Genomic DNA, 26270 nt, shown 5'->3' on the forward strand with positions numbered 1-26270 from the left:
GAAAAAAAATGTTTTCAAATAATATGCAGTCATTTATTATCTTAAACATATATATACTAATCATCGTCAATGTCATCTTGCTAATATCTGTTTATTATCAAATCATAAAAGACAAGATTAAAAAAAAGCGCTATGAAAAAAAATCCATTTATTTAAAACCAATGATTATTGCCTTTCTAAATGACGAAAACCATGAGGTGCAGGTCAAACGGGAATTAAAGAACAATTATTTGAAAATGATAGCCATAGACATAATGGTAGAATATGCAGAAGCAAATCATGTAAATCTCAGCACACAATTTGTTAGTCTTAATTTGGTAGACTTAGTCATTAAAAAATTAAGAAAGAAACTGAACATCATTTATCTGAAAAAGCTGGCTTTAATGGGATCTGAACAGGCATATGATATCCTAATGGATTTTGCCCAGTCTGAAGATTTGGACATCAGCTATATGAGCTATTTTGGACTAGCGCGTATCAATGCTCAAAAAGATAAAAAAATAGCAGCCATCCAGCAGTTGGTTCGCTCCGATATTTTCAGGGATCGAATTATTGAGATTTTGAGACAGTTTGATCTGGCTTTTGAAGAATGGCTCGAGCTGCTGGAAAAAGAGGAATCAGTCAAAGGAAAAATTATTTTTATAAAAGTAATTATGATAAAAGATGATATTCTAAGAGAAGACTATTCCGATCATTTGGAAAAATTCTTGAATGATCAGAGAGAAGTGAAAATTGCGGCAATTGAAGCATTAGGCAACAGCCGGAATGCAAAATATATTGATGTGCTGAGAAGAATATATGAAAATGAAGAAAATTGGCAAGTCAGAGTGGCTGTTGCAAAAGGTCTCAGCAGTTTTAAATTTGAAAGTGTCAAAGATGTTTTGCTGAAAATGACAAAAGACAGCGAGTGGTGGGTACGCTATAATGCGATTAAATCAATAGTGGCAATGGGTGAAGATGGTTTGTTCAGTCTTATCGATTTGTCACTTGAATCAAGTGATGAAAAGATTTCTGATTTAGCCTATTATTTTTTAAATGCTAATCACGATGTTTACAATACAGTAAAGAATATTGAGGTGTAATAAATGGATATAATCGTAAACAGCATCGCAATTTACAGCCAAATAATATTCGTGTATTTTTTTGTCGTCAGCTTGTTATATGTCTTATTAATACTCATATCCTCGGGAGAGCTCAAGGAATTTGTTAAGCGCATTAATAATGATGTTACCATTATCAGTAATTATACAAAACCCATTTCCGTCATTATCCCAGCTTTCAATGAAGAGGCAACAATTATCGATAATATTATTTCACTTTTAGATCTAAATTATCCCGAATTTGAAATAATTGTGATAAATGACGGTTCCTCAGACAATACTCTGGAGAAAACAATCGACTATTTCAATTTGAGAAGAATTGACGTAGAAATAAATATGCAAGTTGATTGTAAAGAAATTAGAGGGGTCTATGGATCCTTTGTTATTCCAAATCTTGTTATTGTAGATAAATTGAATGGCGGAAAAGCAGATGCTTTAAACGCAGGAATCAATTTATCCCGGTATCCCCTTTTTTGTGGAATTGATGCAGATTGTATCATCGAAAAAAATGCCTTATTAAGAATTGTAAAGCCATTTCTCATTCATGAAGATACTATTGCAGTTGGTGGTATTATCAGAATAGCAAATGGATGTACCATCAAAGAAGGCAAATTATTGGAAGCAAAATTACCCAAGCAAGCCATTGTCAGATTTCAAATTATTGAATATTTCAGAGCCTTTTTAACGAGTCGAATTGGGTGGGAAAGAATCAATGCACTGCTAATTATTTCTGGAGCTTTCGGGGTCTTTAAAAAATCAGCGGTGGTTGCTGTGGGAGGATACAGTACAACTATTGGGGAAGATATGGAACTCACTTTAAAAATGCATGAATATTTTAGAAAAAACAAACTGAAATATAAAATTGATTTTGCGTCAGATGCTGTCTGCTGGACACAGGCACCAGACACGCTAAAAGATCTTAAGTCTCAACGAATTAGATGGCAACGCGGTTTGAGTGATTCCCTTCTGAAGCATAAGAAAATGATATTTAACCCTAAATATGGGACAGTGGGAATTTTAGCCATGCCATATTTCTTTTTAGTGGAAATGATCGGTCCTGTCATTGAGACTTTTGGTTATTTCATGTTTATTATTGCAATCATTACTGGAAGTGTTTCAAAATTCTTCATCTTTGTTTTTTTAATGGCTTTTCTATTTGGTATATTGTTTTCACTTTCAGGGATATTATTTGAAGAATTTTCTTACAAACGCTATAGTGGGTTTAAAGAAATTTCTAAACTTATACTTTACAGCTTTTTAGAGCAATTTTTTTATCGCCAACTTACGGTATGGTGGCGAGTCCGATCTTTTTTTAATTTCAAAAAAGGAAGTAAGGATTGGGGTACAATAAAAAGAAATACCTTTTCAAACAAGGAGGAATAAATGAATTTACAAGAATATTTTTTAGAGCTTTCTCATGTTGAGAAACTCGGAGAAGATTTATATGAAGAATTTTCCGAATCATGCAGCGAAAAATTAAAACCGGTTGTTCTTGCCTTTTCCCAGGAAGAAGCAAAGCATCAGCGATTAATGTTAGATCTATCTAGAGACGAACACATAAAAGATGAAATGGTAAATAAAGAAATTGAATTGATTTTAAACCAACAAATCGATCATATAAAAATTAATGGAGGAAAACTTGATATCCATTCAGAGAAAGAATTTTTTCAATTTGCTTTGCAAGTAGAAAAGAATTCCATAGATATCTATTCAGCGCAATTAAGTGTATATGAAAAAGAGTCGAATAAATATAAAATGTTTAAAAATATTACTAAAGAAGAAAGAAAACATATGTTGTTTATTTTAGATCGACTTTATGAACTTAAATAAGAAAACAGACATCTGAATTTGTGCCAAAAAAGATTAGGAGCTATGATGAGAAGGGTACTACTGTTTATTATCAGTATAACTGTACTTGGCCTTACAGGTTGTCATTTAAATAATGAAAACCTCGTGATTAAAAGTTTTCATCACCCGAATGGCGTATATTTTTGTCAAGAAAAAGTCAGTTCTGAAATAAATATTCTTAATCCAATGAAAAATGAAAAAGAAGTTTGGGTTGAGTTTGAAATCAAAGATAATTCTGACAATCAGATCGATTCATCTATACAGAAAGAGACAATTTCTTCGGAAAAAGAAACGCATGTCGCTCTTGATTGGACCATTCCAGTTGATTTTAAGAGTGGCAGTTATAAAACTGAAATTATTGTTTGGGACAAATCTCCAGAAAATTCCGACGCTAAAGAAATTGCTCAAAGTGTAGATCAAAAAGGCTTTTTAATCTTTAAGAGCCAAGATGATTTTAATGAACTGGATGGGAATGTTTGGTTAGTGTCAGAAGGTAATCTTGGCAGAAGTGAATTGAAAAGTGAGAATGTAACATTAAATAATGGTTTGTTAAGCATTGAAATGCCCCAAAATACTCTTAATGGTGGAGAGATATATTCCAAAGAACTTAAAGATTACGGGGCTTTTGAAACGAGGATGAAACTACCTGATGCACCGTCTTCAATCACAGGCTTTTTTCTATACAAGGCTCCGGACTATTTTTATGAAATTGACATTGAAGTCTATAATCAGTCAGATGGAAACCTAATGCTTACGACTTACTCAGATGGCGAAAAAAAGAATGTTTATAGTGGTAACTTGGACTTTGATCCAACAAAAGATTTTCATGACTATCGAATAGAATATCAGAAGGATCATGTCGCGTTTTACATTGATAATATTTTTATCCAAAGCTGGTCAGATGGTTTTCCGAAAGAAGGAATGTATTTAATGATTAACTGTTGGTATCCTAAATGGCTGGATGGAGAAAAACCAAAAGAAAACCAATACTTATTGGTAGACTGGATCAGATTTTGATAAAGATTTAATTTTCGTTCCGGGAGACAGAATTTCATGCTAAACTTTCTGCTCTAAATTGCATTTCTAATTGTTGCATAGTCTGAAAATCTGTGGATATTTGAGCCAAGGCAGTTTTACAAGAAAAATTGTAGAATCCGTTTTAGCTCTTTTTTGATTAAATGCTATTCATTATAATAAATATTTATGCTATACTAAAATTAAATTAAAAAAATGAGGGTTTATAATGGAAGAGCTACTTATTCAAGCGGTGAAAGATGTCAATGAAAAGGATATTCTAATGTTGGTTGACCAGGCATTCGCGACCGGTTATAAACCGGATCAAATTATCGAATTGCTAAAAAAGGGAATGGACTGCGTTGGTAAAGAATACGAAACCGGGAACTATTTTATCGCTGATTTAATGATGTCTGGTATTATTTTCAAAGAAATTCTTTCTCAAGAACGTATGCAGCCCAGCACATCAAAGAAAAATCAGAATTATAATGGCACTATTCTGATCGGAACTGTAAAGGGTGATCTTCATGATATTGGAAAAGGTCTTTTTTCCGGTTTGGCACTATCATGCGGTTATAACGTTATTGATCTTGGTGTCGATGTTTCTCCGCAGACCTTTGTTGATCAGATTATAAAACTCAAGCCCGAAATTCTTGCATTAAGCGGGGTGTTGCATACCGCTATTAAAAGTATGAAAAACACAGTAGATCTTATTGAAGAGAACGGATTAAGAAATCAAATAAAAATTATTGTTGGTGGAAATCCCCTTACTCAGGAAACATTTCATTTTATCGGAGCTGATGCATTCAGCCGTGATGCCACCGAGGGAATTAATATTATAAAAAGCTGGACTCAAGAACAAAAATAAAGGGAGAATAATATGGCTGAACCGGTTTATTTGAAAATTGCTGACGATATCCGAAAGCAGATTACTTACGGACTTCTCAGTGCCAATGATCCTCTTTCTTCAGAAAAAGAACTTTGTTCTAAATACAGTGTCAGTCGAATGACAGTGAGAAAATCACTATCTATTCTCGTAGATGAAAATCTGCTTTACTCTGTGCCGGGAAAAGGTTATTTTACAAAAAAAATTAATCGTGATAAATATCTCTTTTTATTCGATGAACTGGATATTCTGATCGGTTCAAATAAAGAAAGTCAACTGATGGAAGTTGAAATTATCAAACCCACTGCTGAATTGATTTATCATCTGAGAGTTTCGCCTGATAAACGGATTGTCGTGATCAAACATCTCCTTTACAGTGATGGCGAAATTGTCGCTTATGACATAAAATACATCCCATATTTTACAGGAATACCCATTGTGGAAAAAGAAATAAATTACATTACATTTCCGGAAATTATTGCCAGCCGAACATCGATATTTGATGTTCATCGAAAAATCGCAATTAGCATGGAAATCCCCCCTGATGAAATCATCAATTTATTGAATCTTTCGCTTTACGATCCGGTAATTATCATTCAACAGCATATATTGGATCAAGAAGGTTTACCCATTGGATTTGGACAATTGTATTGTCATTATAAAAAATGTCGCATTGAAGGAATTTCTGTAATAGGTGAATAAATGAAGCAGCAGATTTATCAAGTCATTCAAGAAGATATAATAAAAAAAATAAGAAACAATACCCTTAGACCGGGAGATAAATTACCAACCGAATCAGAGTTTTGCGAGATTTATGATACCAGCAAGTCTTCCGTAAAAAAAGCGCTGAACCGACTCGTAAATAACGGGTACCTTTATGCCATTCAGCGTGTTGGTTATTATGTGAATATTCCAAAATACAACAACTATATTCTTTCTTTTGATCCCATGGAATTATTCTATCAAGGAGAAAAACTCGATCAAATTAAACTTGAACAAATATCAGAAACTGATACTTATGATTTTAGAGATGATTCTGATCCGAAGAAAGCTAAAATCTTATGTCTGCCTGAACTTTATTCGGTGGGTAATGTTGCTGTGGCTTTATCTCTTACTAAATTTTTTTATCGTAAGGCACTTTTCTTAAAAAATAAAAGTACACTCACACAGATTCCAGATCATAACCAAATAGGGGAGCTGTTAAAAATATTTACTCACAATCGAAAAATAACAATTTATGGCAAGGATTCGCCTATGATTATTGAGAAACTTCTAGAATTACCATCACAAATACCGCTGTTTGTTGTTGAAGAATCTTTTTATGATCGATATGAAAAACTATTTGGGAAAAGAACGATTTATTACAGAAAAGAATACATTGTACTCTCGGGAGTTTCAGACAAAAATAACATCATGTTATAGATTTTACTTTCAACGAGAAATGTTTCTTAAAATATATTTAATACCGTTGACAATTAATAAAAAGAGTGCTATTATCATTTTAAGATATTGGTGTATACATGTAGTATTCAACATTCTAAGAACTGCGTTTATACCTTATTGCTCCACAAAATCTGAGTTGGAGTATTAAAAAAAGAATTCTGTAAATATGGAGGTAACAGAGTATTGATAATTATTGGAGAAAAAATTAACGGTGCCATTCCTTCCACCGCGAAGGCCATTGCCGCCAAGGATTCAGAGTATATTAAAAGTTTAGCCATCAAACAGGCAGAAGCCGGTGCCGATTTTATTGATGTCTGTGCTTCGGTGGATGATGCCATCGAACTGGAAACCATGAAATGGCTGATTGATATCGTCCAGGACGCCACGGATGTGCCGATTGCAGTGGACAGCCCCAACGTACACACCTGCGTCGAGTCGATGAAGTATTGCAACAAACCGGGATTGTTTAACTCGGTATCATTGGAAGGTGATAAAATTGATTTTGCATTTCCTGCAATCGCTGACACGAAATGGGAATGTGTTGCTTTGTTAAACAGCGACAAGGGCATTCCGAAAACAGCCAAAGACCGTAGCGATGTTTTTACCGATTTAATGGCGAAAGTGAAGGAATACCAGATCGATCCATCAAGAATGCACATCGATCCGTTGATCGAAATGCTCTGCACTTCAGAAGAAGGCATCAGCATGGTAACCGAAGTCATCAGAGGCATTAAAGAACAGTATCCAACCATTCATGTCACTGGTGCTGTCAGCAATATTTCCTTCAATCTGCCCGCCCGAAAAATCGTCAACCAGGCTTTTGCCGTACTGGCGATGAACGCCGGAATGGACAGCTTTATCCTGGATCCGCTGAATCAGGATCTGATGGGGATGCTGTTTGCTACCGAAGCCTTGTTGGGTGAAGATGATTACTGCATGGAATATATCGGCGCCTATCGCGAAGGTATTTTTGGTCAGAAAAAATAATTTTAATAATTAACGACACACATCGTTAAGAAATAATCATTTAAAAGAAAAAAGGAGAAAACAAAATGTCGAAAATTGAAGAAGTAAAAGCCCTGGTGGAAGCCGGTAAATCAAAGAAGATTGCTGCAGCGGTACAGGAAGCCCTGGATGCCGGAGATAAAGCGCAGGATATCCTGGATGCCATGGTTGCATCGATGAGTGTTGTTGGCGATAAGTTCTCAGCCGGAGAAATCTTCGTCCCGGAAATGCTGATTGCTGCCAAATCGATGTCCAAAGGGGTTGAAGTACTGAAACCCGTGATGGCCGGTGATACCTCAAACTCATTGGGAACCTGCATTATGGGCACCGTCGCCGGAGATCTGCACGATATCGGTAAAAATCTGGTTGTGATGATGCTGGAAAGCGCTGGTTTTGATATGGTTGATTTAGGCGTCGACGTAGCGGCTGAAAAATTTGTACAGGCAGTCAAAGATAATGACAATGTCGTCCTGGTAGCCTGTTCAGGTTTGCTGACCACCACCATGCCGGCATTAAAAGAAGCGGTACAAACCGTAAAAGCCGCCTTCCCAGACATGAAAGTTATTGTTGGCGGAGCACCGGTCACCCCGGAATACGCAGCCGAAATTGGTGCCGATGGTTATGCGCCTGATGCCGGCAGTGCTGCTGTGAAAGCAAAAGAATTAGTCGCTTAATATAACCATTATGATTATTCAAAAATTAACAACTACAATTCCAAGGAGGAAATAATATGTTATCGATAAAACAAAATTTATTAGAAACAATACAAGGCGGAAATCCGGATCGATTTGTAAAGCAGTATGAATTTCTTGATATTATCATGGAAACACCAATGGAACTGGCTCTATGTCCTGGACCAGGCACAGAAATAGTGAATTCTTGGGGAGTTACTGTTAGATGGCCTAAAGGTCAAATCGGTTCTTTTCCAGTACATGATGCTGAACACATCGTTCTGAAAGATATCACTGAATGGCGAAAATATGTTAAAGCCCCTTCAGTTGACTATCCTGAAGAAAGATGGACGGCAGCGATTGAACATGTCAATTCAGTTGATCGCAACGAAAAATATGTAACAACTTTAGTGGCACCCGGCGTTTTTGAACTGACACATTACCTGATGAGTATGGAAGAGGGATTAATGGCTTTTTATGAAGAACCAGAAGCGATGCATGAACTGATTGACTACATCACCGACTGGGAAATAAGATATGCAAAACAGGTCATTGATCACCTTCATCCAGATGCACTTTTCCATCATGATGATTGGGGTAGCCAGATTTCCTCATTTATTTCACCTGCAACTTTTGAGGAGTTTTTATTACCTGCCTATAAAAAAATCTACGGCTTCTACAAAGCAAATGGAGTAGAGTTGATTATTCATCACAGCGACAGCTACGCAGCAAATCTTGTTCCTTTTATGATTGAAATGGGAATCGATATATGGCAGGGCGTAATGTCAACCAATAACGTTCCTGAATTAATTAAAAAATACGGCAAACAAATTACTTTCTGGGGTGATATCGATAGCGGGAAAATTGATACCCCGGACTGGTCACAGGAAGTCATTGCACAAAATGTAGAACATGCCTGCAGAGAATGTGGAAAATTGTATTTTATTCCTGGCGCAAGCCAAGGCTTAAACATCAGTTCATTCCCAGGTGTTTATGAAGCAATTGACGTAGAAATTGATAATATGACAAAAAAAATGTTCTAAAATCAAATCAATTTAATAATTATAGTATAATTATCGTTCTGTTCTTTTTAATTCTATCTGTTTTAAATGGAATGGAGCGATTTTTATACCTTTTTTTATCCAATATGTTATAATTGACCTGTTAAATAACTTTAAGGGGTTCAATATGGATTCATCAATACAAACAATTTATACAGAAAAAATTGATCGTTTCAATCTTGCCTTTAAAAGAGATACACCTGATCGAGTTCCCATTTTGTTTATGTCCGAAATGTGGCCTGTTCATCATTGTGGTTTATCAGCCGAAAAAGTTTTAAAAAATCCGCTTCTGTTTTACAAGGCTTTTGAAAAAACGTTTTCTGAAATTTACATCGATGGGTTATACGGACTGGGAAATTTATGGATTAAACCCATCTTTGATGCCCTCAATAACTCAGGAAGTTACAAATTGACGGATGGTATCGTCAACTATGAAGATAAAATTAGTTGTTATATGGATGTTGATGATTATAATTCCTTGATAAAAAATCCTGGCCACTATATTCTAAATGAGTTTTTCCCAAAAAAATTCAAAGTGCTTGAATCTGGTGACACAATATCTGCTCAGGCACTTGAACATGCGTATAATGCTTTTGTTAATTATCGACAAGCCAATTTAGAACTTATCGATAAGACTGAAAACGTTTTAGGTATCCCGATTTTTGCAAGAACCTTAGCTTTTTCCGGACCTGATATGCTTCTGGATTATTTCAGGGGATTTGAAGGAATTATCACTGATATTAACCGGATTCCCCAACTTTTTTTAAAAGCTTCATCGGCGCTCAATTTGTTTATTACCAATATTAAAATGCGTATTTACAATACCCCTGAAGATGGGCATTTCATTTTACTGCCGCTTCATCTTGGAAGCTACTTAAAGCCAAAAGATTTTGAAAAATACTATCTGCCATTTCTTAATCAGTTATTGGAGATGTATACTAAAAACAATTACACGGTATGTTTGTTTTTTGAAAATGACTGGACACCTTACTTGGAATATTTTGATTCATTTCCTGACGGAAAAATCCTTGGAATTTTTGAATATGGAGATCTTTCAAAAATCAAAAAAAAAGTTGGCCATAAAATCTGCATCATTGGGGGAATGCCCATTAGTCAGTTATCATACGGCACTAAAAAAGAATGCATTGATATGGCAAAAAGAATCATCGATGAATGTGCTCCTGGTGGAGGATACATTTTCTCCACCGATAAGATACTCCTTTCTTTGGATGATGGTTGTTTTGAAAATATCAGAGCTGTTCATGAATTCGTTTATGATTACGCTAAATATTAGGAGTGTATTATGGAAGAAATAAAGAGTGTTGAAATGTTATTTGAAGACTTAAAAAACAAACATAAAAATGAAATGGATGAGGAATCACTTGAAATGATTATTGATGAAATGATTTTTTCATTACTTTTTTAATTGTATTCTTCTATCATCGGGAGTTTAGGAGATTAAATGGATTTACAATATTATTTTTCAAATGATTTTTCAGCTTTACTTCTGAATGTATTTTAAGATACAGAAAAGTGCTTTACTTTGTGTTAGGATAGTCTCATTAATGCAAACGTTATATATCCAACTGCAGTTTTAATCCAAACAGGTTTATTGAACATGCCAAATCGACATAGTATAATAATATGTCGATTTGGCAATAGCTTTTTTAGCATTAGGCAAAACGATTGAGAAAAAAGAAAATTGTCAATTCAATTTCAGATTACTGGAGGTAATAATGATGAAAGATACAGTAGCATTACAGCAGGAACGAGGAAAAATATATTCTGATTTCTATTCAAATAAAATACCAGAAAGAATGCCGGCCAGTATTACATTGCCACAGCATCTGATTGCTGAATACGGCGGACAGAATTTATTCGATTTTCAATTTGACTATTCAAGACTTGCTGAACCGGCCAAAGAATTATGTAAAAATATTTACTCTGACAGTTGTCCGATACTTCCGGCTGATTTTCTTCTGTCGAGAACGCCTTCAATGTATCAGTTGTACGGCTCTCAGTCTTTTGTTATGGGAAAGGGCGGTTTTGTTCAGCATCCTGAAGTTATCGGCATGATTGATAATGAATATCCCCAATTGATTGAAAAAACTTTCGACTTTCTTGTGGAAACAGTCATCCCAAGACAGCATAAAAATCTTGATCCAACCAATCCCATAAAAATGGCAGTTGCAATTCAAATGGGAAAATCTGCTCTGAATGATGATATGATGTCACTTCTTCCAACCTTTCTGGAATTAATTCAAACTCATGGTTACTATACCGGAAGCCCTATGGGTTCCTTCTCTTTTACAGAAGCTCCTTTCGATTTTATTGCAGATCAGCTCCGAAGCTTCTCCGGTATGAGTATGGATATCAGAAGACATCGATCAGAAATAAAGGAAGCTGCTGATGCCGTCATGCCGTTGACATTCCAATGGGGGCTGCCAGCAAATCCGCAACCAGAAGGTGGGGTATTCATCCCGCTTCATATGCCAACTTTCATGCGGGAGAAGGACTTTCTTGAATTGTATATACCATCCTACAAAGCGATGCTGGAACAATATGCCGCTATTGGTGTAAGACCTCAAATGTTCTGCGAAGACAACTGGATGCGGTTCCTCGATGTTTTGTTGTCTGAAATACCTGCCGGTTCCCAGCTGATGTTCGAATACGGGGATCCACAAACCATCAAAGACAAACTCGGCAAGAAATTCTTGATCAGTGGTTTATTCCCAAGCAGTTCGCTTAAGACGGATACGCCGGAGCAGATTGTCGACCGGGCGAAGAAATTCCTGGATATCATGCTTCCCGGCGGCGGTTATATTTTCGGACTGGACAAGGGACCACTGACACTTAATGAAGTGAGAATGGATACACTGGCAGCATTGATGGAATTTGTACGAGATTATTCAAAATATGACAATGCCGGTGAGTCTTTCGGTACGCCGCTAAATAGTGAAGGATTTAAATTCGATGCAAACCGAGTTGCCCTGCCACAATCGCAATACTTGTTCAACTGGGATGAATTCAAAAATAATTATCCCTTAACACCAGATTTTGCCAGAGCAAATTTCGAACGATATAGTCTGGAAGTCTTTAATTTCTATATGAATCTTCTGATTTAAGTTTATATGTTTTTAAAATTACTGATTTCATTTGGATATAATTTGAAGGCTGTCAATGAAAATTGGCAGTCTTTTATATTTACATGTTATTTGTTATTTTAAAGTCGGATTCTTCATTACTAAGAGATATTGGCTCCTTTTTTTCCAGAAAATCCACACATAATATATATTTTTTATTTGTATGCTTAAAAATTTTTGAATAGGTGATGCATAGACTGCCAGTTGCCATTGATACATAAGGTTCAGTCACGTAAGTATTTTGTTTTCTTCTAATTAAATTGTAATAATATTTTTTAATTGAATGATCCACACCGATCTTTGCAGAATGAAAAACAAGTTTCTCACAAATACTGGAGTGTTTTGCTCCGACTGTTTCACTGCATTGAATTCCAGATTCATCCAGAACATAGGCGCAGTCTATCAATACGGAATCTTGGATGCATTTTAATAATTGAAAATTAAATTCAGACACATCATAAGTTGAGATGGATTTTATCATCCGATTCACTGTTTGAGAATACTTGAGACATTTCCGATTATAATCCTCTAGCTCCCTGAACAAAAAAGCTTTGTACTCCTCAACTATATCAATATTTTTTTCTAGAAGCGCTTCGCTGAAAACAAACTCTTCGACTGGCTTTGAAAAGTAAAAGCCCTGTATAAGTTGTCCGCCAAGGTTTAACACTTGTATGGCCTCTTGTTTTGTTTCAACGCCTTCTGCAATGATTAAGGCACCAATTTTATTTGACAAATTGACAAGCGATTTAAAAACTTCCTGTTTATGATAAATATAATCCATTTTATGAACAATAGCACGATCAATTTTAATGATATCTGGTTTTAGATCTGCAATTCGATCCATATTTGAGAAGCCGGCTCCAACGTCATCCAGAGCAATTAGAAAACCATAATTTTTATAAGTATCTACGAATTGCATAAGTGCCAACGTATTTTTTGCTTTGGATTCATTAATTTCAATGACAATGTTCTTGACATTAATCCCATTCTGATTAACCTGATCATTCAGATAGTTGGAACATCCAACTTCATCGATAATCGAAGTATCCAAATTTAAAAATAATAAAAGATCCTGGTCTGATTGATAGAAAGGTTTAAAGGCTGCTAAAACCTTATCTCTGCAGGCCCGATCAAGATCTTTTGACAATCCTTCTTTATTGCCGGCTTCAAACAAAAGTAGTGGTGATATGATTTGTGTTGTTCCGGGTATAATCCCGCGGATTAAGCCTTCAAGGCCAATTATTTTATTTCCAGTTACAGACATGATGGGTTGAAAGTAAGCCAACAGGCTTTTTTGCTGAATGATTTCACTAATATTAAGTTCTTTCTCTATTGCTGAATTTTCTCTTTCTGTTATTCTCAATTCTTCTCTCCAAATTCCCAACATTTTTATATTTAAAATTCAACTTGAACTAAAACTAAAACTAAAACTAAAACATCTATATGAGTAGTTGCAACGATTTGAATAATTATCATTTGAATAAAAATTCACTTAACTAGTATTAAAACTAATTTTCATTAAATGTCATTTACAATTGCGTATTCTTCAAAAAATAGTTAATCTTTTACGTCAATGCTTTATATTGATTATGCTAATTTAATTTTCCAGAACAATTATATCGTTATTTTACTGTTTAATGAGTATTTATTCAATCATTTTCGTCATTCAAACAGAAAAATATTCTATAGTATGTTCAAATCCATCACAAGTTTTACTAATTGAACTTACCTTCAACATTTTTTAATAATTCCGAAAAACACACTTCAAAAACTCTCGTATAGTTATCATTGAAAATATATGTTCATATTTTTCATAATGATAGCTTTCAATTTATATAAAATTCTAAATGCTTTTCAGGATAGTAAATTAATTCAAGTCTATAACTTGAAGGATAAAAATGAATCTTTTATTAAATTTAAAGAATAAAGCTAAATTATATCAGGAATCATTCTTGACATATACTTAACACTTAATTATAATGATTATAATATATTTTTAATGAATGTGATTCTTTCAACCAAGTTATACTATTTTAAATTAAGTTATAAAATAACCAACATTCTAATTTTATGAATTGATTATTTTATGTCTCAGGTTAGATATGCCAAATTTATCTGATCAACTCATGCAATACAAACAATTCTCATTATTGAATTGACAATGCTAAATTTGTATTCTGAAAATTACAATTGCCTTGAGCTATTTCTTATGTAAAAAATCACAATTATTAGGAATTAAAATTTTAAAATTTATGGAGGGTATCAAATGAATTCAAATTTTAACTGTAAAACCTGTGCAAGTGCGGATCAAAAGCTGGAAACCTTTATCTCTAATTTAAGTCAGGAAACGTCCCATCACCGAATGGAGGGACAAAGTGTAAAATGCGGTTTTGGATTACAAGGAATTTGTTGTCGTCTCTGTTCAAACGGTCCCTGTCGAATCACGCCTAATGCTCAAAAGGGTGTTTGCGGTGCCACAGCAGATACAATTGTTGCGCGAAATTTTTTAAGAGCAGTTTCTGCTGGTTCTGGTTGTTATATCCACATCGTCGAAAACACTGCTCGATTATTAAAAAAGACGGCCGAAAGCAATGGTGTCCTTAAAGGAAAACAGGCACTAGCCAAGCTTGCATCATTATTTGAAATCGATGAAAGCGATGAGCACATCTGCGCGGGTAAAATTGCGGATCTGGTTTTAGCCGATCTATATAAACCAGATTATGTAAAAATGGAACTTGTTGAAAAAATGGCTTACAAACCAAGATTTGATCGTTGGAAAGAATTAGGAATATTACCCGGTGGGGCAAAATCAGAAGTATTTACCGGAGTTGTCAAAACATCAACAAATCTAAACTCAGATCCAGTTGATATGTACCTAAACTGCCTGAAATTAGGCATTTCAACTGGGCTTTATGGCTTAACTTTGACCAATCTCTTAAATGACATCATGCTGGGAGAACCTTCCATTCGTTTGGCATCAGTTGGTTTGCGGGTAATAGATACTGACTATATCAATATTATGATCACCGGCCATCAGCATGCCATGTTTGCATATTTACAGGATCGCCTGATTGAAGATGATGTCATTGCCAAAGCAAAGGCAGTTGGAGCAAAGGGTTTCAAATTAGTTGGTTGCACCTGTGTGGGTCAGGATCTTCAATTACGTGGTGAACATTATCAGAAAATTTTCAACGGACATGCGGGCAACAACTTCACTAGTGAAGCCATCCTTGCCACTGGTGCCATTGATGCTGTTTTATCTGAATTCAACTGTACTTTGCCAGGGATTGAGCCTATTTGTGATGAGTTAAAAATCAAGCAAATCTGTTTGGATGATGTCTCCAAAAAAGCCAATGCGGAAATGAAACCTTTTGTATTCGAAGAAAAAGAAAATCAAAGTAATGAAATTATTGATTCAATTATTGAATCATACCAAACTCGTCGGGGTGAAATTACATTAAATATGCTGCCAGATCATGGCAATGACGATACTTTAACCGGTGTCAGCGAAGGTTCTTTAAAGTCTTTTCTAGGGGGAACATGGAAGCCGCTCATTGATTTAATTGTCAGTGGTGAAATTAAAGGAATCGCAGGGATTGTGGGATGCTCAAGTCTAACTGCTGGGGGACATGATGTTCTCACTGTTGGTCTGGTTAAGGAACTAATTGCTAAAGATATTCTTGTATTGTCAGCAGGCTGTTCATCAGGCGGATTGGAAAACGTTGGCTTGATGTCACCTTCAGCTGCTTCTCTTGCTGGTCCAAAACTTCGGGCTGTTTGTGAAAGTCTTGGTATTCCACCGGTTCTCAATTTTGGTCCTTGTTTAGCTATTGGTCGTTTAGAATTAGTTGCAACTGAATTAGCAGAAGCAATTGGCATTGATTTACCGCAATTGCCTCTTGTCTTATCAGCTCCACAATGGTTGGAAGAACAGGCCTTAGCCGATGGAGCTTTTGGTTTAGCACTTGGGTTACCGCTCCACTTAGGATTACCGCCATTTGTTACCGGAAGCCCTGTAGCCGTGCAGGTATTCACTCAGGATATGTTAAATCTTACCGGAGGACAATTGATCATAGATGACAATGCTCAATCTGCAGCAAATACCCTCAATGAAATCATCGAAAAGAAAAGAAAAGAATTAAACATCTAAGGAGGTGTAATCATGAAACGAATCATCATTGATCGTGAAAAATGCGATGGTTGTTTAAACTGTAATGTCGCTTGTATTAGTGCCCATGAAGAAGGCAGTAATTTTTACACCGTTAATCTTGGAAGTGTGGATTCTGAAACTCGTAACTTTATAAAATTTGATGCAAAAACCGGTTACACCCCTATCTTCTGCCGCCATTGTGACGAACCGGAATGTGTTTTGTCTTGCATGAGTGGTGCTATGGAAAAAGATCCGGTAACCGGGCATGTAAAGTATGACGAAAGTAAATGCGCTGCCTGCTACATGTGTGTCATGAACTGTCCTTTTGGGGTCTTAAAGCCGGATAATAAGACCCGCACCAAAGTTATAAAATGTGACTTCTGTGAAGAAAAACAAGATGGGCCAAGTTGTGTTAAAGCATGTCCAAAGCAAGCCATTGAAGTGAAGGAGGTAAGTAGATGAAAATTGTGATTATTGGAGCCAGCGCTGCCGGAATAAGTGCCGCCAAAACAATAAAGGTTGCAGAACCAGATACTCAAATAGTTGTCATTTCAAAAGAAGACAGTATCCATTCCCGTTGTATGCTCCATAAATATTTGGGGCATGAACGGGATGCCAAGGGAATTAGCTTTGTACATGAGAATTTCTTTGCGGAAAACAATATCACTTGGCTGAAAAATACCACAGTTGTTGATTTGGATACCGATAAAAAGTTTGTAAGAACGAATGACAACCAAGCGATATATTTTGATAAACTGCTTATTGCCACCGGAGCTTCTTATTTTATTCCGCCGATTCCAGGATTGAGAGAGGCCAAAAACGTCTATGGTTTCAGAGATTTAAAAGATGCTCAACTGCTTGATTCGGAATGCAAAACTGCAAAAAACGCTGTGGTTATCGGTGCCGGACTGGTTGGAATGGATGCTGCCGTAGCCCTATTGGAGCGCGGTTTAAAAGTGTCTGTTATTGAAATGATGAATGGCATTATGGGTTTACAGCTTGATGAAAAATCAGCCGAAGCTTACCAACAGCTTTTTGAAGAACATGGGGCTGAATTCCTGTTGTCGGATAAGGTCACGTCTGTTGATATCGATGAAGCGGGGAAGGGCAGAACGATTCATCTTGCCAGCGGGAAATCAGTTTGTGCGGACGTTATTGTTATTGCCGCTGGGGTTCGTCCTTCATTTGATTTTGTAGAAAAATCAGGTATTGCGACTAAAAATGCGATTCTGGTCGGTGATGATTTACAGACAAATATAAAAGGCATCTATGCCGCCGGCGATGTAATAGGAATTTCTGGAATTTGGCCAAATGCCATGAAGCAGGGAAAAATTGCAGCAATCAATATGCTTGGAGAAAAACTCCGATACGAAGATCGATATGCTCTTAAAAACACAACTAATTTTTATGGACTCGCCACACTTTCATTGGGCAATATTAATCCAAAACTTAAAGAAAGCTTCGATGTTTTAATAAGAGAAGATCGAAACAATTATCAAAAGGTTGTCATGAAAAACGGTATAATTCTCGGTGTCATTATGCAGGGGAATATAAACAGTACGGGATTCTGGCAATATCTTATTAAAAACAAAATCGATGTTTCTGGCATTGACAAAGACGTTTTTGATTTAAGTTATGCTGACTTTTACAAAGTAGATTCTATAAGCGGAGAATACCTTTACGCCATATAATTTTCTACTGAGAGACAATTATATATCGTTGTAGACATCATTTTTTGACCGACATTTCTTGTTTGGCTTAATGTCTATAATTGATACATAATTGTTTTTTTTGTGGGCAATAAGTCCTAATCCTAATGATATTTGTTTTTATTTTCTTTATCAGGGTATTTATATCTGTAAGAAGGTACTTCCACTCGAAATGCTGAAATTATATCGAAAACAGTAATATGTCAAAACTATTTCCGAAAGGAGTGTATTGAAGATGAAAGTCAAATTTTTAGGCGCCGCCATATCCGTTACCGGATCCTGCCATCTGATTACCACAGACAAGGTTAAATTCTTGCTGGATTGCGGTCTGTTTCAAGGAAATGAGGCTTTAGAGGAATTAAACTATCAGGATTTAGGCTTCAAACCATCTGAGATTGACTTCATGATTTTAAGTCATGCACATGTTGATCACTGCGGACGAATACCTTTATTGATTAAGCAAGGATTTAAAGGCAAAATATACTGTACCGGTGCAACCGCTGAAATTGCGGACATTATGCTTCAGGACAGCGGTAATATCCATGAAATGGATGCAATCTGGAAGAATAAAAGATCTCGTAGATCCGGCCGGCCGCAGGTTAAACCGCTTTATACCCAGGTAGAAGCAGCCGCTTGCGCACGCTATTTCAACTCGATCAGCTATGGCGAGTTGATCGAGATAAGTCCCGGTGTTACCGTCAAATTAAATGATGCAGGCCATATATTGGGAGCCGCAATTATAGAACTTTGGATCAATGAAGGCGAAAAAGTGACGAAGATTGTCTATTCAGGGGATATCGGGGATAAGAATCAGCTAATGCTTAACGAACCCACATTAATAAAAGAAGCGGACTATCTGATTATGGAAACAACCTATGGCGATCGTGCTCATGAAACACATGCACAAAGCTCAAGGCGGTTTATGGATATTATTTTCAAAACAATTAATCGTGGGGGTACCATTGTCGTTCCGTCCTTTGCGTTGGGCCGAACCCAGGAACTGATCCGTGATTTGGAGCTATTTTACGAGAGTCATGAGAAACATCGAAAATCACTTGATAAAGTCATGGTTTATATCGATAGCCCTCTTGCGACAGATGCCACAGAAATTTTTAGGACAAATTCGCAGTATTTTAATGAAAAAACGAGAGATTGTATCTCAAGAGGTGATGAATTTCTGAATTTTAGGAACTTAAAATTCACGAGAAGTATTGACCAGTCCAAGCAGCTGAATCATAATTTATCGCCGAAAATTATTATTTCTTCCAGCGGAATGGCTGATGCCGGGAGAGTTCAGCATCATCTGAAGCATAACCTCTGGAAATCAAAAAACAGCATTGTTTTTGTTGGATACCAAGCGGAAGGAACACTTGGAAGATCCATTATAAGAGGTGATAAATTTGTGCGACTGTTACGTGAAAGAGTAAGCGTTCATGCAGAAATTTATTCATTAGAAGGTTTCTCGGCGCATGCTGACAAGGACTATCTTTTGGAATGGCTTTCCGGATTCCAGGATCCGCCGAAAAAAATATTCCTTGTACATGGGGATGAAGGAGCAAAGAAGTCTTTTGCAAACACAGTGAAAAACATACTCGGGTATAACTGCACGGTTGTGGAAGAGGTATCGGAATACGACTTTGATGACGAAGAAAAGGTCTGCATTGATGATGTCAGAAATCGTGTTGATACAAAATCTCAGTTAATAAAAATAAAGGATAATCTTGAAGATATGCATGATGATTTAGATGCTCTTCTACATAATGAAAATCTTGTTATCGATGAAACATTTCCACAGGATAAAATCGAGGACATTTCAAATCTAACACAAGATCTTGAGAAAACATGTTTGAAACTGAAGTCTATAATAACCGATTGATATATGGCATGGCTTAATCAATAATAAACAGTATTTTATCAGGGTGCAGGTCACTTCCGCCAATGATCCGGAGTTCGAAGCATCTTGGGGAGCTTTGTATTGGAATCACCTTTTGCTGAGTTGATCTGTCCCTGAGTAAGAAAGAGACTGTTTTTCAGATTGGCTCCACTTATATCGGCATCCCGCAAATCGGCACCAATAAAATTGGCGCCATTCAAATCTTGATCTTTAAGATTTGCTGCAATGAGGCAGGCTCCTTTGAGATCTGCACCTATCAGGTCGAAATCTTTAAGATTAACGCCAAAATAATCACATTGATGGCTTTTGATATTTTTTGAATATTTGTGCTTTCCGATCCGAGCTTGTTTTCTTGCACGATCACTCATATTCTGCAGGAATCTCTTCACCTCGTTTCGATGCTCATCCACATCCACTTTAAGTAGGGCATCTACTTCAAGAAGAGTTAAATTTTCTGTTTTCTCCAGCAATAGACCGATTTTTTCCTTGATAATGGGTTCCTCCTGGAGAGCAAAGGCTTCGGCGAGATACCACAGGATTTCATGAAGCTGCCGCATAATTAGAAAGGATTTAAACATTTTTATAGCGGATTCTGGTAACTGCCGCCAGTCAAGCCCATGGAAGGTATGCTGGGCGACCTTTTGTCCGGCGCCTAGACAGTCATAGGCGGTGCAACCCTTAAGTCCATTCCTAATCAGATCTTTATGCACTTTGCAGGTAAAGTCTTCTTTCAAGTTTATACAGGGAGTATTAGCATCTTTATCAGTGGGGAAGCCTTCCGAAGCCGAAAAATACAGGGCTACACAACAGAATCCGAAACATTTTTCGCAGTCAGCCCTTAACTCTGTTTGCCGCGGATCTACAGTTTTAATCATTATATCTATCACCTCATAATATAAATCAAAATAATTTCAATAAAATTATATCATACGAAAGGTTAAGTTGAAAACAACTGATTTATGTTCTTTTTTTATGTGTTTGCCAGTCGGAAATATTTTTCGACACAAATTATCTATAATATCTTCATGATATCAATTACAGTAATATCTTCCAATTTAATTCTGAAGCTGGTCATAATATTATTCTCATCAAATACCAGATCTATTCCATGTTTGCCAATATCTTTTTTTAGTTGTTTTACATTACCATTTAAAGCGTTCTCTAAAACATTCTCACCTGAAAGACGAAGAGTGCCACGTTTCGTGTAAGATAGGACTGCCTCATCCAAAACGAGCTGCTCATCTAAGTAAATAGGGCTTTTGTTGTTGAATTTACTACTTAATTCACTTAGCCATGGATGATAGTGTAGAGGCACGTTAGCAACAGTAATATCAATTAGTATTTCGCCAGCAGCAATCGCTCTTGCCGTTTTTTTTATCAAGTCGGATTTCTCAGTTATTAACTTGGATTTAAGAGCATTCAATTCGTTGAAAATATTATCGGGTAGCTTAATCTGAGTCTTTCCTCCCAAGTTAAATTCTCCAAGAGACATTGTTTTAGAATGTTCTGAAAGTTCAGAATTAAAACATTTGTTATCCATTTTAAGTTTGCAAACAAGGTGGTTATATTGATCTAATTGTAAATTTTCAAGCACAAACTCTACATTATTATCAGTAAATCGATATTCTTGCATAAGTAAAACTCCTTCACTATAATTTTGTGGTTTTTCAATGCTTTTATTTGGGTGTGATTAGGGAATTCATTCATCGGAACAATTTTACACTTATTAACGATTGATCAAATTTAGATTTGATAGTAATGGAAAGAATATTAAAAAAGGAAACTGAAGATTTCCCAGTAAAATATTGAGAAGCTTCGGTTTCCTTTTCGATAAAGAGAAATAAGACATCGATTTATAACTTAAAAAAGCTATTAGCAAGGCACACTTATAATTATGCTTCTGCTAACAATTTCTTAAGAATAACCAAATGTCCTTCTTCTTCCTTAATTATGGTTGCAAGCATTTCTTTTGTTTTCTCTTTTGAATGTTTTAATAAAAACTGATAATACTCAATAGAATTTTTCTCTGTTACTATACCTTCTTCAATAGCATCCTTAATAGAGGTTATTTTCACCTGTTTTCTATTAAATGCAGCTGAATTCGCATAAGTTTTAAAATATGCGGTTACTTCTTCTTCAAAAAGATAATCAACATCTGGTTTTTCTTTTAAGTCATTATATAAACCTCTGTAATAGGATGCATGTTTCATTTCGTCTTTTGCTAAATTTTCTAGTACTTCTTTTACATTTCCTTTTGTAGTAGCAGCCCATTTTTCATAAAATTTAATGCCTTCATCTTCTAAATTAATAGCCAGTTGCAACACTTCATAAATTGACGCGTTTTCCATATTTATCCCTCCATCTAGTAATATGTTTTTCAAAAATAATATATCTTAATTGTAACCTATTTAGTAAATTATTTCAACCTTTTTGATAAGGATCTGTTTATTTCAATATGTTGAAAAAACTCATTTACCGACAATTATCAATCGTTGTCAATAAAGTTCTATTTTTTATTAACGATCCATATACCAATACTTACACTGACAAGAGCCAACAATATATGCAGGGTTAGGAACTGCTCTTCAAGAAAAATGCCAGATAAAACAACGCCAAATACAGGGATCATAAAGGAATAAATGGCTATGATCCCGATAGGATTGTGCTTCAAGAGTACCGCCCAGATTGTAAAGGCTACTGCTGACAGAAATGCCAAATAAAGAAGCAATAAGATTCCCTGAATTGTTATCTGGGTTATTTCGCCTCCCATTGTCAAGCCGCCGATGACAAGTACTAAGCCGCCGATAATCAGCTGATATGCGGTTAATATCATAGAATCACATTTTTTGGTAAAGATTCGAGTCAGCACTATACCCAATGCAGAGGCTATACAGGCTAAAAAAAGAAAACCATCACCCATCAAAGAAAAACTGCTGTCAACTTTTGGACCACTGACCTGTATGATGAGTACTCCGATCATTCCCAGAACGCATCCAAGTACTTTTGCTTGTGTCATCTTTTCGTTCTTTAAGAGAATGTGAGCAAACAGAATAGCAAAAAATGTGGAAGATGCATTGATGATTGCGCCTTTAACACCGGATGTGTTGGCCAAACCAACATAGAAAAATATATACTGAAGGGTTGTTTGCACAAGTCCTAGGGTTATCATTCCCTTTAACTCGTTTTTTCTTGGTATGATCCATTTTCTGTAGAAAACACTGGTTATAATCAAGGTCAGGATTCCTGCTAGTGTAAAACGATATCCGGCAAACAGAACCTGAGCACCAGTGGTCTGTATGTTAAAAAGACTGTATCCTATTTTTACTCCGGGATAGGCACTTCCCCACAAGAGGCAGCAGAATGTTGCTAATGCAAACACAACGCCTTTATTTTGTAGTTTACTAGTCGTCATTTATCCTCCTTTGGCAGGAATACAATATATAATCTATGCGACCTGTTTAACAGATAGTTTATTCTGAAACGCGAAAGCATTATTTAATTATTTTATCCAACTATATAAAAACACCGCTACTAAAGCAGCAGTGTTTATTAAAATTCGAATTTGATGTATGATATTTTGTGGCGGAGAAGGTGGGATTCGAACCCACGTGCCTTTGCAGGCAACCGCATTTCGAGTGCGGCTCGTTATGACCACTTCGATACTTCTCCAAATAGTTTTAAATTCATAAAATGTTTATATAATTATACCCTTAATTTAATATCATTACAACTACAAAAACATTAGAACATTATATATTGCATTTTCTCTTTTTTTTGGAATCGCATCTCAATTCCTTTGCGATGTCATGAGATCATCAGGAACAGACATGGTCTAAATGTCGATTGTGCGAATACTATGTTAGTTGGTATCTTGCGTTCTTTATGAATTTAACACTAAATTTATGCGAAGTCGTGTTTTCTTTATACAAACTTTATATCAATTATGATATTTTATACGAGTTGTAAAAAAAAAAATATTTTTACTATTTTATAAAGAAACAGGTGATTCATTTTGTTTAAAGTTAAAAAAGCACTGCTAGGAAAGTCATTACGTACAGATGAAATCAAACAAGAACGGCTGTCACAACTCTGGGGCTTGCCAATTCTGGCCAGCGATGCTGTTTCATCTGTCGCCTATGCCGTTGAAGAAATATTACTCGTTCTGGTTCCATTACTTGGTTTTGCCGCTTTTGGCTATGTTCCCGGGGTTGTTGCCGCCATCATTCTTTTACTGCTGATTCTGTGTTTTTCTTATTCGCAAATTATTTCCCATTACCCCAGTGGCGGTGGGGCCTATATTGTTTCAAAAGAAAATCTCGGAGAGATGCCGGCTTTGATTTCGGCCGCCGCCTTGATTGTGGACTATATTCTGACAGTTGCTGTTAGTATTTCAGCATCAACCATGGCGATTGTGGCAGCGGTACCAAGTCTTGCTCATCATGCGGTCCTCATTTCAGTCGCCTGTATTGTCCTGGTCACGATTGTCAATCTCAGAGGGATGCGGGAATCATCCAAAATCTTCGGCATTCCCACCTATGCTTTTATTTTTTCGATGGGTATTATGATTGCCATTGGTCTTTTCCGTTTGTTTTCCGGAACGCTTGCACCGATCACCTACTCAGCCGACCAGTTGGCCAGTGTTTTACCGACTGAAGCATTCCAGGGCCTTCTGGTTGTCGTCGCTTTGCATGCATTTTCATCCGGCTGTTCGGCATTAACCGGTGTCGAGGCGGTAAGCAATGCGGTACCATCCTTCCGAGATCCGTCACAGTATAATGCCCGCCATGTCCTGTATCTGTTGGCTGGTATTATCGTGTTGATCTTCGGCGGCACCACCGTTCTTGCCGTGAGCCTGCATGTTGTTCCACTATCCGGGACAACCGTAGTTGCCCAGATAGCCCAGACGATTTTTGGACGGAACTTTTTTTACTATATAATCCAAATAACAACATCATTGATCTTGATTCTTGCCGCCAATACTGCCTACAATGGCCTGCCGACTTTACTCTATCTATTGGCGCAAGACCGTTATGTACCAAAGCAGTTTTCCCAACGCGGGGCCAAACTGAGCTTTTCCAACGGGATTGTATTTATAATGGTCATCGCTATTTTCCTGGTTATTGTCTTTGGTAGCAATCCACACAACTTAATCCCGCTCTATTCTGTCGGTGTTTTTATTTCATTTACATTGTCGCAATATGGCATGTTTCGAAAATGGCTTCGTGAAAAAGAAAAAGGGTGGCAATACAAATCCCTCATCAACATATTTGGAGCGATTGTAACAGGGATTGGATCGATTGTCATCTTTTATTCGAAATTTCTCCAAGGTGCCTGGTTATTGGCCATTGCCATGCCGATTATTATTCTGGTCATGATTTATATCCGAAATCACTATGCCGAAGTCCAAAAGCAGGTGGAACTAAAAGAATTTGCTCCCTATTACCCACGACCATCCGGGGGAAAGGGAACACCCTGTATTGTATTGCTTCAGTCCATCAATAAGGCAACTTTAAAAGCCCTCAACTATGCTAATACCATTTCTGACGACATTACGGTGCTCCATATCTGCCGCTATCCAGAGCATGCTATCCAATTACGTGCGCAATGGGCCGAACTGCAAATCCCACTGAAACTCGAAATAATAGAAAATCCATACCGAGATACTTCCAATACGCTGAAATGTTATGTTTACAAAAGAGCAAAGAATCTTGGTCATGGTGAAAATCTGACGGTTATTATGATCAAATATATTGCCAACCATTGGTATGATGTCGTTTTACACAATCAGACAACTTACTTTCTGGAACAGAATCTCAGCCATTTCAAAAATGTAACGACCATTCTGATACCTTATCACTATTCGCTTGATACAATTGTTGAAAAAAAGACAGATATTGATGAGGACTAAAAGGCTTGAATGTTCACTATTTAAATTACAAAAATAAAATTTAGCCCATGCAAAATAAATCTTACTTTGAGACATTTTGCATGGGTACATGATAAAAATAATATCTTTATGATTGGGGGCTTATGGCCTCCTTTTTATAATTTAACTGCTTGACATGTTCCTAACATATGTAGTTTAGTGTGATTAAAAGAGCAACGATATTGAAGACTCTATAACCGTAGTATCGTGTTTTGTTATAAAAAATGTGATCATGGATGTATCTTTCTGGCAATCACAACAAATATTAATTATAATCTATTTCCAAAAGAGGCAAATGGTAGTATTATGACTATAAGATTACAAGAGGGGACACAAAAATAAATTGCAGGGAATTTGGCTAACGTTTTTTGTGAATGTGATATAAGTAATTTTGCACTTAATGAATTAATTTTATATAAA

The 26270-nt window shown here is 36.3% G+C and carries 23 protein-coding genes and 1 tRNA gene; 18 read left to right on the forward strand and 6 right to left on the reverse strand.

Translation table 11 applies throughout. The features are described 5' to 3' along the window. Positions 1-8: 8 nt before the first annotated feature. The 13 genes from FZC41_RS08770 (at position 9) to FZC41_RS08825 (ending at position 12153) form a co-directional block, all read left to right on the forward strand. Complete coding sequence (locus FZC41_RS08770) at positions 9-1082, forward strand: HEAT repeat domain-containing protein (protein WP_148567029.1); 1074 nt, start codon at positions 9-11, stop codon at positions 1080-1082. A 3-nt stretch (positions 1083-1085) separates the two neighbouring features. Then, positions 1086-2483, forward strand: coding sequence for a glycosyltransferase family 2 protein (locus FZC41_RS08775; RefSeq protein WP_148567030.1), 1398 nt, complete (start codon positions 1086-1088; stop codon positions 2481-2483). After that, positions 2484-2930: a ferritin family protein gene (locus FZC41_RS08780; protein WP_148567031.1), complete on the forward strand. Its 447-nt coding sequence runs from the start codon at positions 2484-2486 to the stop codon at positions 2928-2930. 42 nt (positions 2931-2972) lie between these two features. Further along, complete coding sequence (locus FZC41_RS08785) at positions 2973-3965, forward strand: glycoside hydrolase family 16 protein (protein WP_148567032.1); 993 nt, start codon at positions 2973-2975, stop codon at positions 3963-3965. A 226-nt stretch (positions 3966-4191) separates the two neighbouring features. Continuing rightward, on the forward strand, positions 4192-4830 hold the full coding sequence (locus FZC41_RS08790; RefSeq protein WP_148567033.1) for a cobalamin B12-binding domain-containing protein: 639 nt from the start codon (positions 4192-4194) through the stop codon (positions 4828-4830). A 12-nt stretch (positions 4831-4842) separates the two neighbouring features. Beyond that, positions 4843-5550: a GntR family transcriptional regulator gene (locus tag FZC41_RS08795; RefSeq protein WP_148567034.1), complete on the forward strand. Its 708-nt coding sequence runs from the start codon at positions 4843-4845 to the stop codon at positions 5548-5550. Then, entirely contained in the window at positions 5551-6270 is a 720-nt protein-coding gene (locus FZC41_RS08800; protein ID WP_148567035.1) for a GntR family transcriptional regulator, read from the forward strand. 204 nt (positions 6271-6474) lie between these two features. After that, on the forward strand, positions 6475-7278 hold the full coding sequence (locus tag FZC41_RS08805) for a methyltetrahydrofolate cobalamin methyltransferase (protein WP_148567036.1): 804 nt from the start codon (positions 6475-6477) through the stop codon (positions 7276-7278). A gap of 65 nt (positions 7279-7343) precedes the next feature. Further along, the gene (locus tag FZC41_RS08810; RefSeq protein WP_148567037.1) at positions 7344-7970 is read left to right on the forward strand and encodes a corrinoid protein; all 627 of its coding nucleotides are present in this window, start codon (positions 7344-7346) and stop codon (positions 7968-7970) included. 56 nt (positions 7971-8026) lie between these two features. After that, positions 8027-9010, forward strand: a complete 984-nt coding sequence (locus FZC41_RS08815; protein WP_148567038.1) for a uroporphyrinogen decarboxylase family protein — start codon at positions 8027-8029, stop codon at positions 9008-9010. Positions 9011-9155: 145 nt separating this feature from the next. Further along, positions 9156-10322 (forward strand): uroporphyrinogen decarboxylase family protein, encoded by a 1167-nt coding sequence (locus FZC41_RS08820; RefSeq protein ID WP_148567039.1) that lies wholly within the window; start codon positions 9156-9158, stop codon positions 10320-10322. 9 nt (positions 10323-10331) lie between these two features. Further along, a complete protein-coding gene (locus tag FZC41_RS17730) occupies positions 10332-10454 on the forward strand; it encodes a hypothetical protein (RefSeq protein WP_279235174.1) in 123 nt (40 codons plus the stop codon). A gap of 310 nt (positions 10455-10764) precedes the next feature. Continuing rightward, positions 10765-12153, forward strand: a complete 1389-nt coding sequence (locus FZC41_RS08825; RefSeq protein ID WP_243136680.1) for a uroporphyrinogen decarboxylase/cobalamine-independent methonine synthase family protein — start codon at positions 10765-10767, stop codon at positions 12151-12153. 79 nt (positions 12154-12232) lie between these two features. Here the strand turns inward: FZC41_RS08825 and FZC41_RS08830 are convergent, their stop codons facing one another. Continuing rightward, positions 12233-13534 carry an EAL domain-containing protein gene (locus tag FZC41_RS08830; protein ID WP_186855168.1) on the reverse strand — a complete coding sequence of 434 codons (1302 nt, stop codon included), beginning with the start codon at positions 13532-13534 and terminating at the stop codon, positions 12233-12235. Positions 13535-14437: 903 nt separating this feature from the next. Between FZC41_RS08830 and cooS the strand changes: the two genes are divergently transcribed. The 4 genes from cooS (at position 14438) to FZC41_RS08850 (ending at position 19906) form a co-directional block, all read left to right on the forward strand. After that, complete coding sequence (gene cooS, locus FZC41_RS08835) at positions 14438-16321, forward strand: anaerobic carbon-monoxide dehydrogenase catalytic subunit (protein ID WP_148567041.1); 1884 nt, start codon at positions 14438-14440, stop codon at positions 16319-16321. A gap of 12 nt (positions 16322-16333) precedes the next feature. After that, the gene (locus FZC41_RS08840) at positions 16334-16783 is read left to right on the forward strand and encodes a 4Fe-4S dicluster domain-containing protein (RefSeq protein ID WP_148567042.1); all 450 of its coding nucleotides are present in this window, start codon (positions 16334-16336) and stop codon (positions 16781-16783) included. Then, positions 16780-18012: an NAD(P)/FAD-dependent oxidoreductase gene (locus FZC41_RS08845; protein WP_148567043.1), complete on the forward strand. Its 1233-nt coding sequence runs from the start codon at positions 16780-16782 to the stop codon at positions 18010-18012. The genes FZC41_RS08840 and FZC41_RS08845 overlap by 4 nt, the downstream gene beginning before the upstream one ends. A gap of 253 nt (positions 18013-18265) precedes the next feature. Further along, positions 18266-19906 carry an MBL fold metallo-hydrolase RNA specificity domain-containing protein gene (locus FZC41_RS08850; protein ID WP_148567044.1) on the forward strand — a complete coding sequence of 547 codons (1641 nt, stop codon included), beginning with the start codon at positions 18266-18268 and terminating at the stop codon, positions 19904-19906. A 50-nt stretch (positions 19907-19956) separates the two neighbouring features. Here the strand turns inward: FZC41_RS08850 and FZC41_RS08855 are convergent, their stop codons facing one another. The 5 genes from FZC41_RS08855 to FZC41_RS08875 form a co-directional block, all read right to left on the reverse strand. Then, positions 19957-20799 carry a pentapeptide repeat-containing protein gene (locus FZC41_RS08855; RefSeq protein ID WP_148567045.1) on the reverse strand — a complete coding sequence of 281 codons (843 nt, stop codon included), beginning with the start codon at positions 20797-20799 and terminating at the stop codon, positions 19957-19959. Positions 20800-20936: 137 nt separating this feature from the next. After that, positions 20937-21557, reverse strand: coding sequence for a hypothetical protein (locus FZC41_RS08860; RefSeq protein ID WP_148567046.1), 621 nt, complete (start codon positions 21555-21557; stop codon positions 20937-20939). Between the two features lie 259 nt (positions 21558-21816). Then, positions 21817-22272, reverse strand: coding sequence for a ferritin-like domain-containing protein (locus FZC41_RS08865; protein WP_148567047.1), 456 nt, complete (start codon positions 22270-22272; stop codon positions 21817-21819). 158 nt (positions 22273-22430) lie between these two features. Then, the gene (locus tag FZC41_RS08870; RefSeq protein ID WP_148567048.1) at positions 22431-23336 is read right to left on the reverse strand and encodes a DMT family transporter; all 906 of its coding nucleotides are present in this window, start codon (positions 23334-23336) and stop codon (positions 22431-22433) included. A gap of 168 nt (positions 23337-23504) precedes the next feature. Beyond that, positions 23505-23593 (reverse strand) — tRNA-Ser (locus FZC41_RS08875). Between the two features lie 343 nt (positions 23594-23936). Between FZC41_RS08875 and FZC41_RS08880 the strand changes: the two genes are divergently transcribed. Further along, on the forward strand, positions 23937-25832 hold the full coding sequence (locus FZC41_RS08880; RefSeq protein WP_148567049.1) for an APC family permease: 1896 nt from the start codon (positions 23937-23939) through the stop codon (positions 25830-25832). Positions 25833-26270: the final 438 nt, after the last annotated feature.

Source organism: Acetobacterium paludosum, from assembly GCF_008086595.1.
GTDB classification, from domain to species: Bacteria; Bacillota; Clostridia; order Eubacteriales; family Eubacteriaceae; genus Acetobacterium; species Acetobacterium paludosum.

Coding starts and splice junctions, on each gene's coding strand:
- FZC41_RS08860 (WP_148567046.1), bottom strand. CDS start 21,557: ATGCAAGAATATCGATTTACTGATAATAATGTAGAGTTTGTGCTTGAA.
- FZC41_RS08775 (WP_148567030.1), top strand. CDS start 1,086: ATGGATATAATCGTAAACAGCATCGCAATTTACAGCCAAATAATATTC.
- FZC41_RS08795 (WP_148567034.1), top strand. CDS start 4,843: ATGGCTGAACCGGTTTATTTGAAAATTGCTGACGATATCCGAAAGCAG.
- FZC41_RS08840 (WP_148567042.1), top strand. CDS start 16,334: ATGAAACGAATCATCATTGATCGTGAAAAATGCGATGGTTGTTTAAAC.
- cooS (WP_148567041.1), top strand. CDS start 14,438: ATGAATTCAAATTTTAACTGTAAAACCTGTGCAAGTGCGGATCAAAAG.
- FZC41_RS08800 (WP_148567035.1), top strand. CDS start 5,551: ATGAAGCAGCAGATTTATCAAGTCATTCAAGAAGATATAATAAAAAAA.
- FZC41_RS08780 (WP_148567031.1), top strand. CDS start 2,484: ATGAATTTACAAGAATATTTTTTAGAGCTTTCTCATGTTGAGAAACTC.
- FZC41_RS08870 (WP_148567048.1), bottom strand. CDS start 23,336: ATGACGACTAGTAAACTACAAAATAAAGGCGTTGTGTTTGCATTAGCA.
- FZC41_RS08865 (WP_148567047.1), bottom strand. CDS start 22,272: ATGGAAAACGCGTCAATTTATGAAGTGTTGCAACTGGCTATTAATTTA.
- FZC41_RS08790 (WP_148567033.1), top strand. CDS start 4,192: ATGGAAGAGCTACTTATTCAAGCGGTGAAAGATGTCAATGAAAAGGAT.
- FZC41_RS08770 (WP_148567029.1), top strand. CDS start 9: ATGTTTTCAAATAATATGCAGTCATTTATTATCTTAAACATATATATA.
- FZC41_RS08825 (WP_243136680.1), top strand. CDS start 10,765: ATGATGAAAGATACAGTAGCATTACAGCAGGAACGAGGAAAAATATAT.
- FZC41_RS08850 (WP_148567044.1), top strand. CDS start 18,266: ATGAAAGTCAAATTTTTAGGCGCCGCCATATCCGTTACCGGATCCTGC.
- FZC41_RS08845 (WP_148567043.1), top strand. CDS start 16,780: ATGAAAATTGTGATTATTGGAGCCAGCGCTGCCGGAATAAGTGCCGCC.
- FZC41_RS08785 (WP_148567032.1), top strand. CDS start 2,973: ATGATGAGAAGGGTACTACTGTTTATTATCAGTATAACTGTACTTGGC.
- FZC41_RS08855 (WP_148567045.1), bottom strand. CDS start 20,799: ATGATTAAAACTGTAGATCCGCGGCAAACAGAGTTAAGGGCTGACTGC.
- FZC41_RS08820 (WP_148567039.1), top strand. CDS start 9,156: ATGGATTCATCAATACAAACAATTTATACAGAAAAAATTGATCGTTTC.
- FZC41_RS08810 (WP_148567037.1), top strand. CDS start 7,344: ATGTCGAAAATTGAAGAAGTAAAAGCCCTGGTGGAAGCCGGTAAATCA.
- FZC41_RS08815 (WP_148567038.1), top strand. CDS start 8,027: ATGTTATCGATAAAACAAAATTTATTAGAAACAATACAAGGCGGAAAT.
- FZC41_RS17730 (WP_279235174.1), top strand. CDS start 10,332: ATGGAAGAAATAAAGAGTGTTGAAATGTTATTTGAAGACTTAAAAAAC.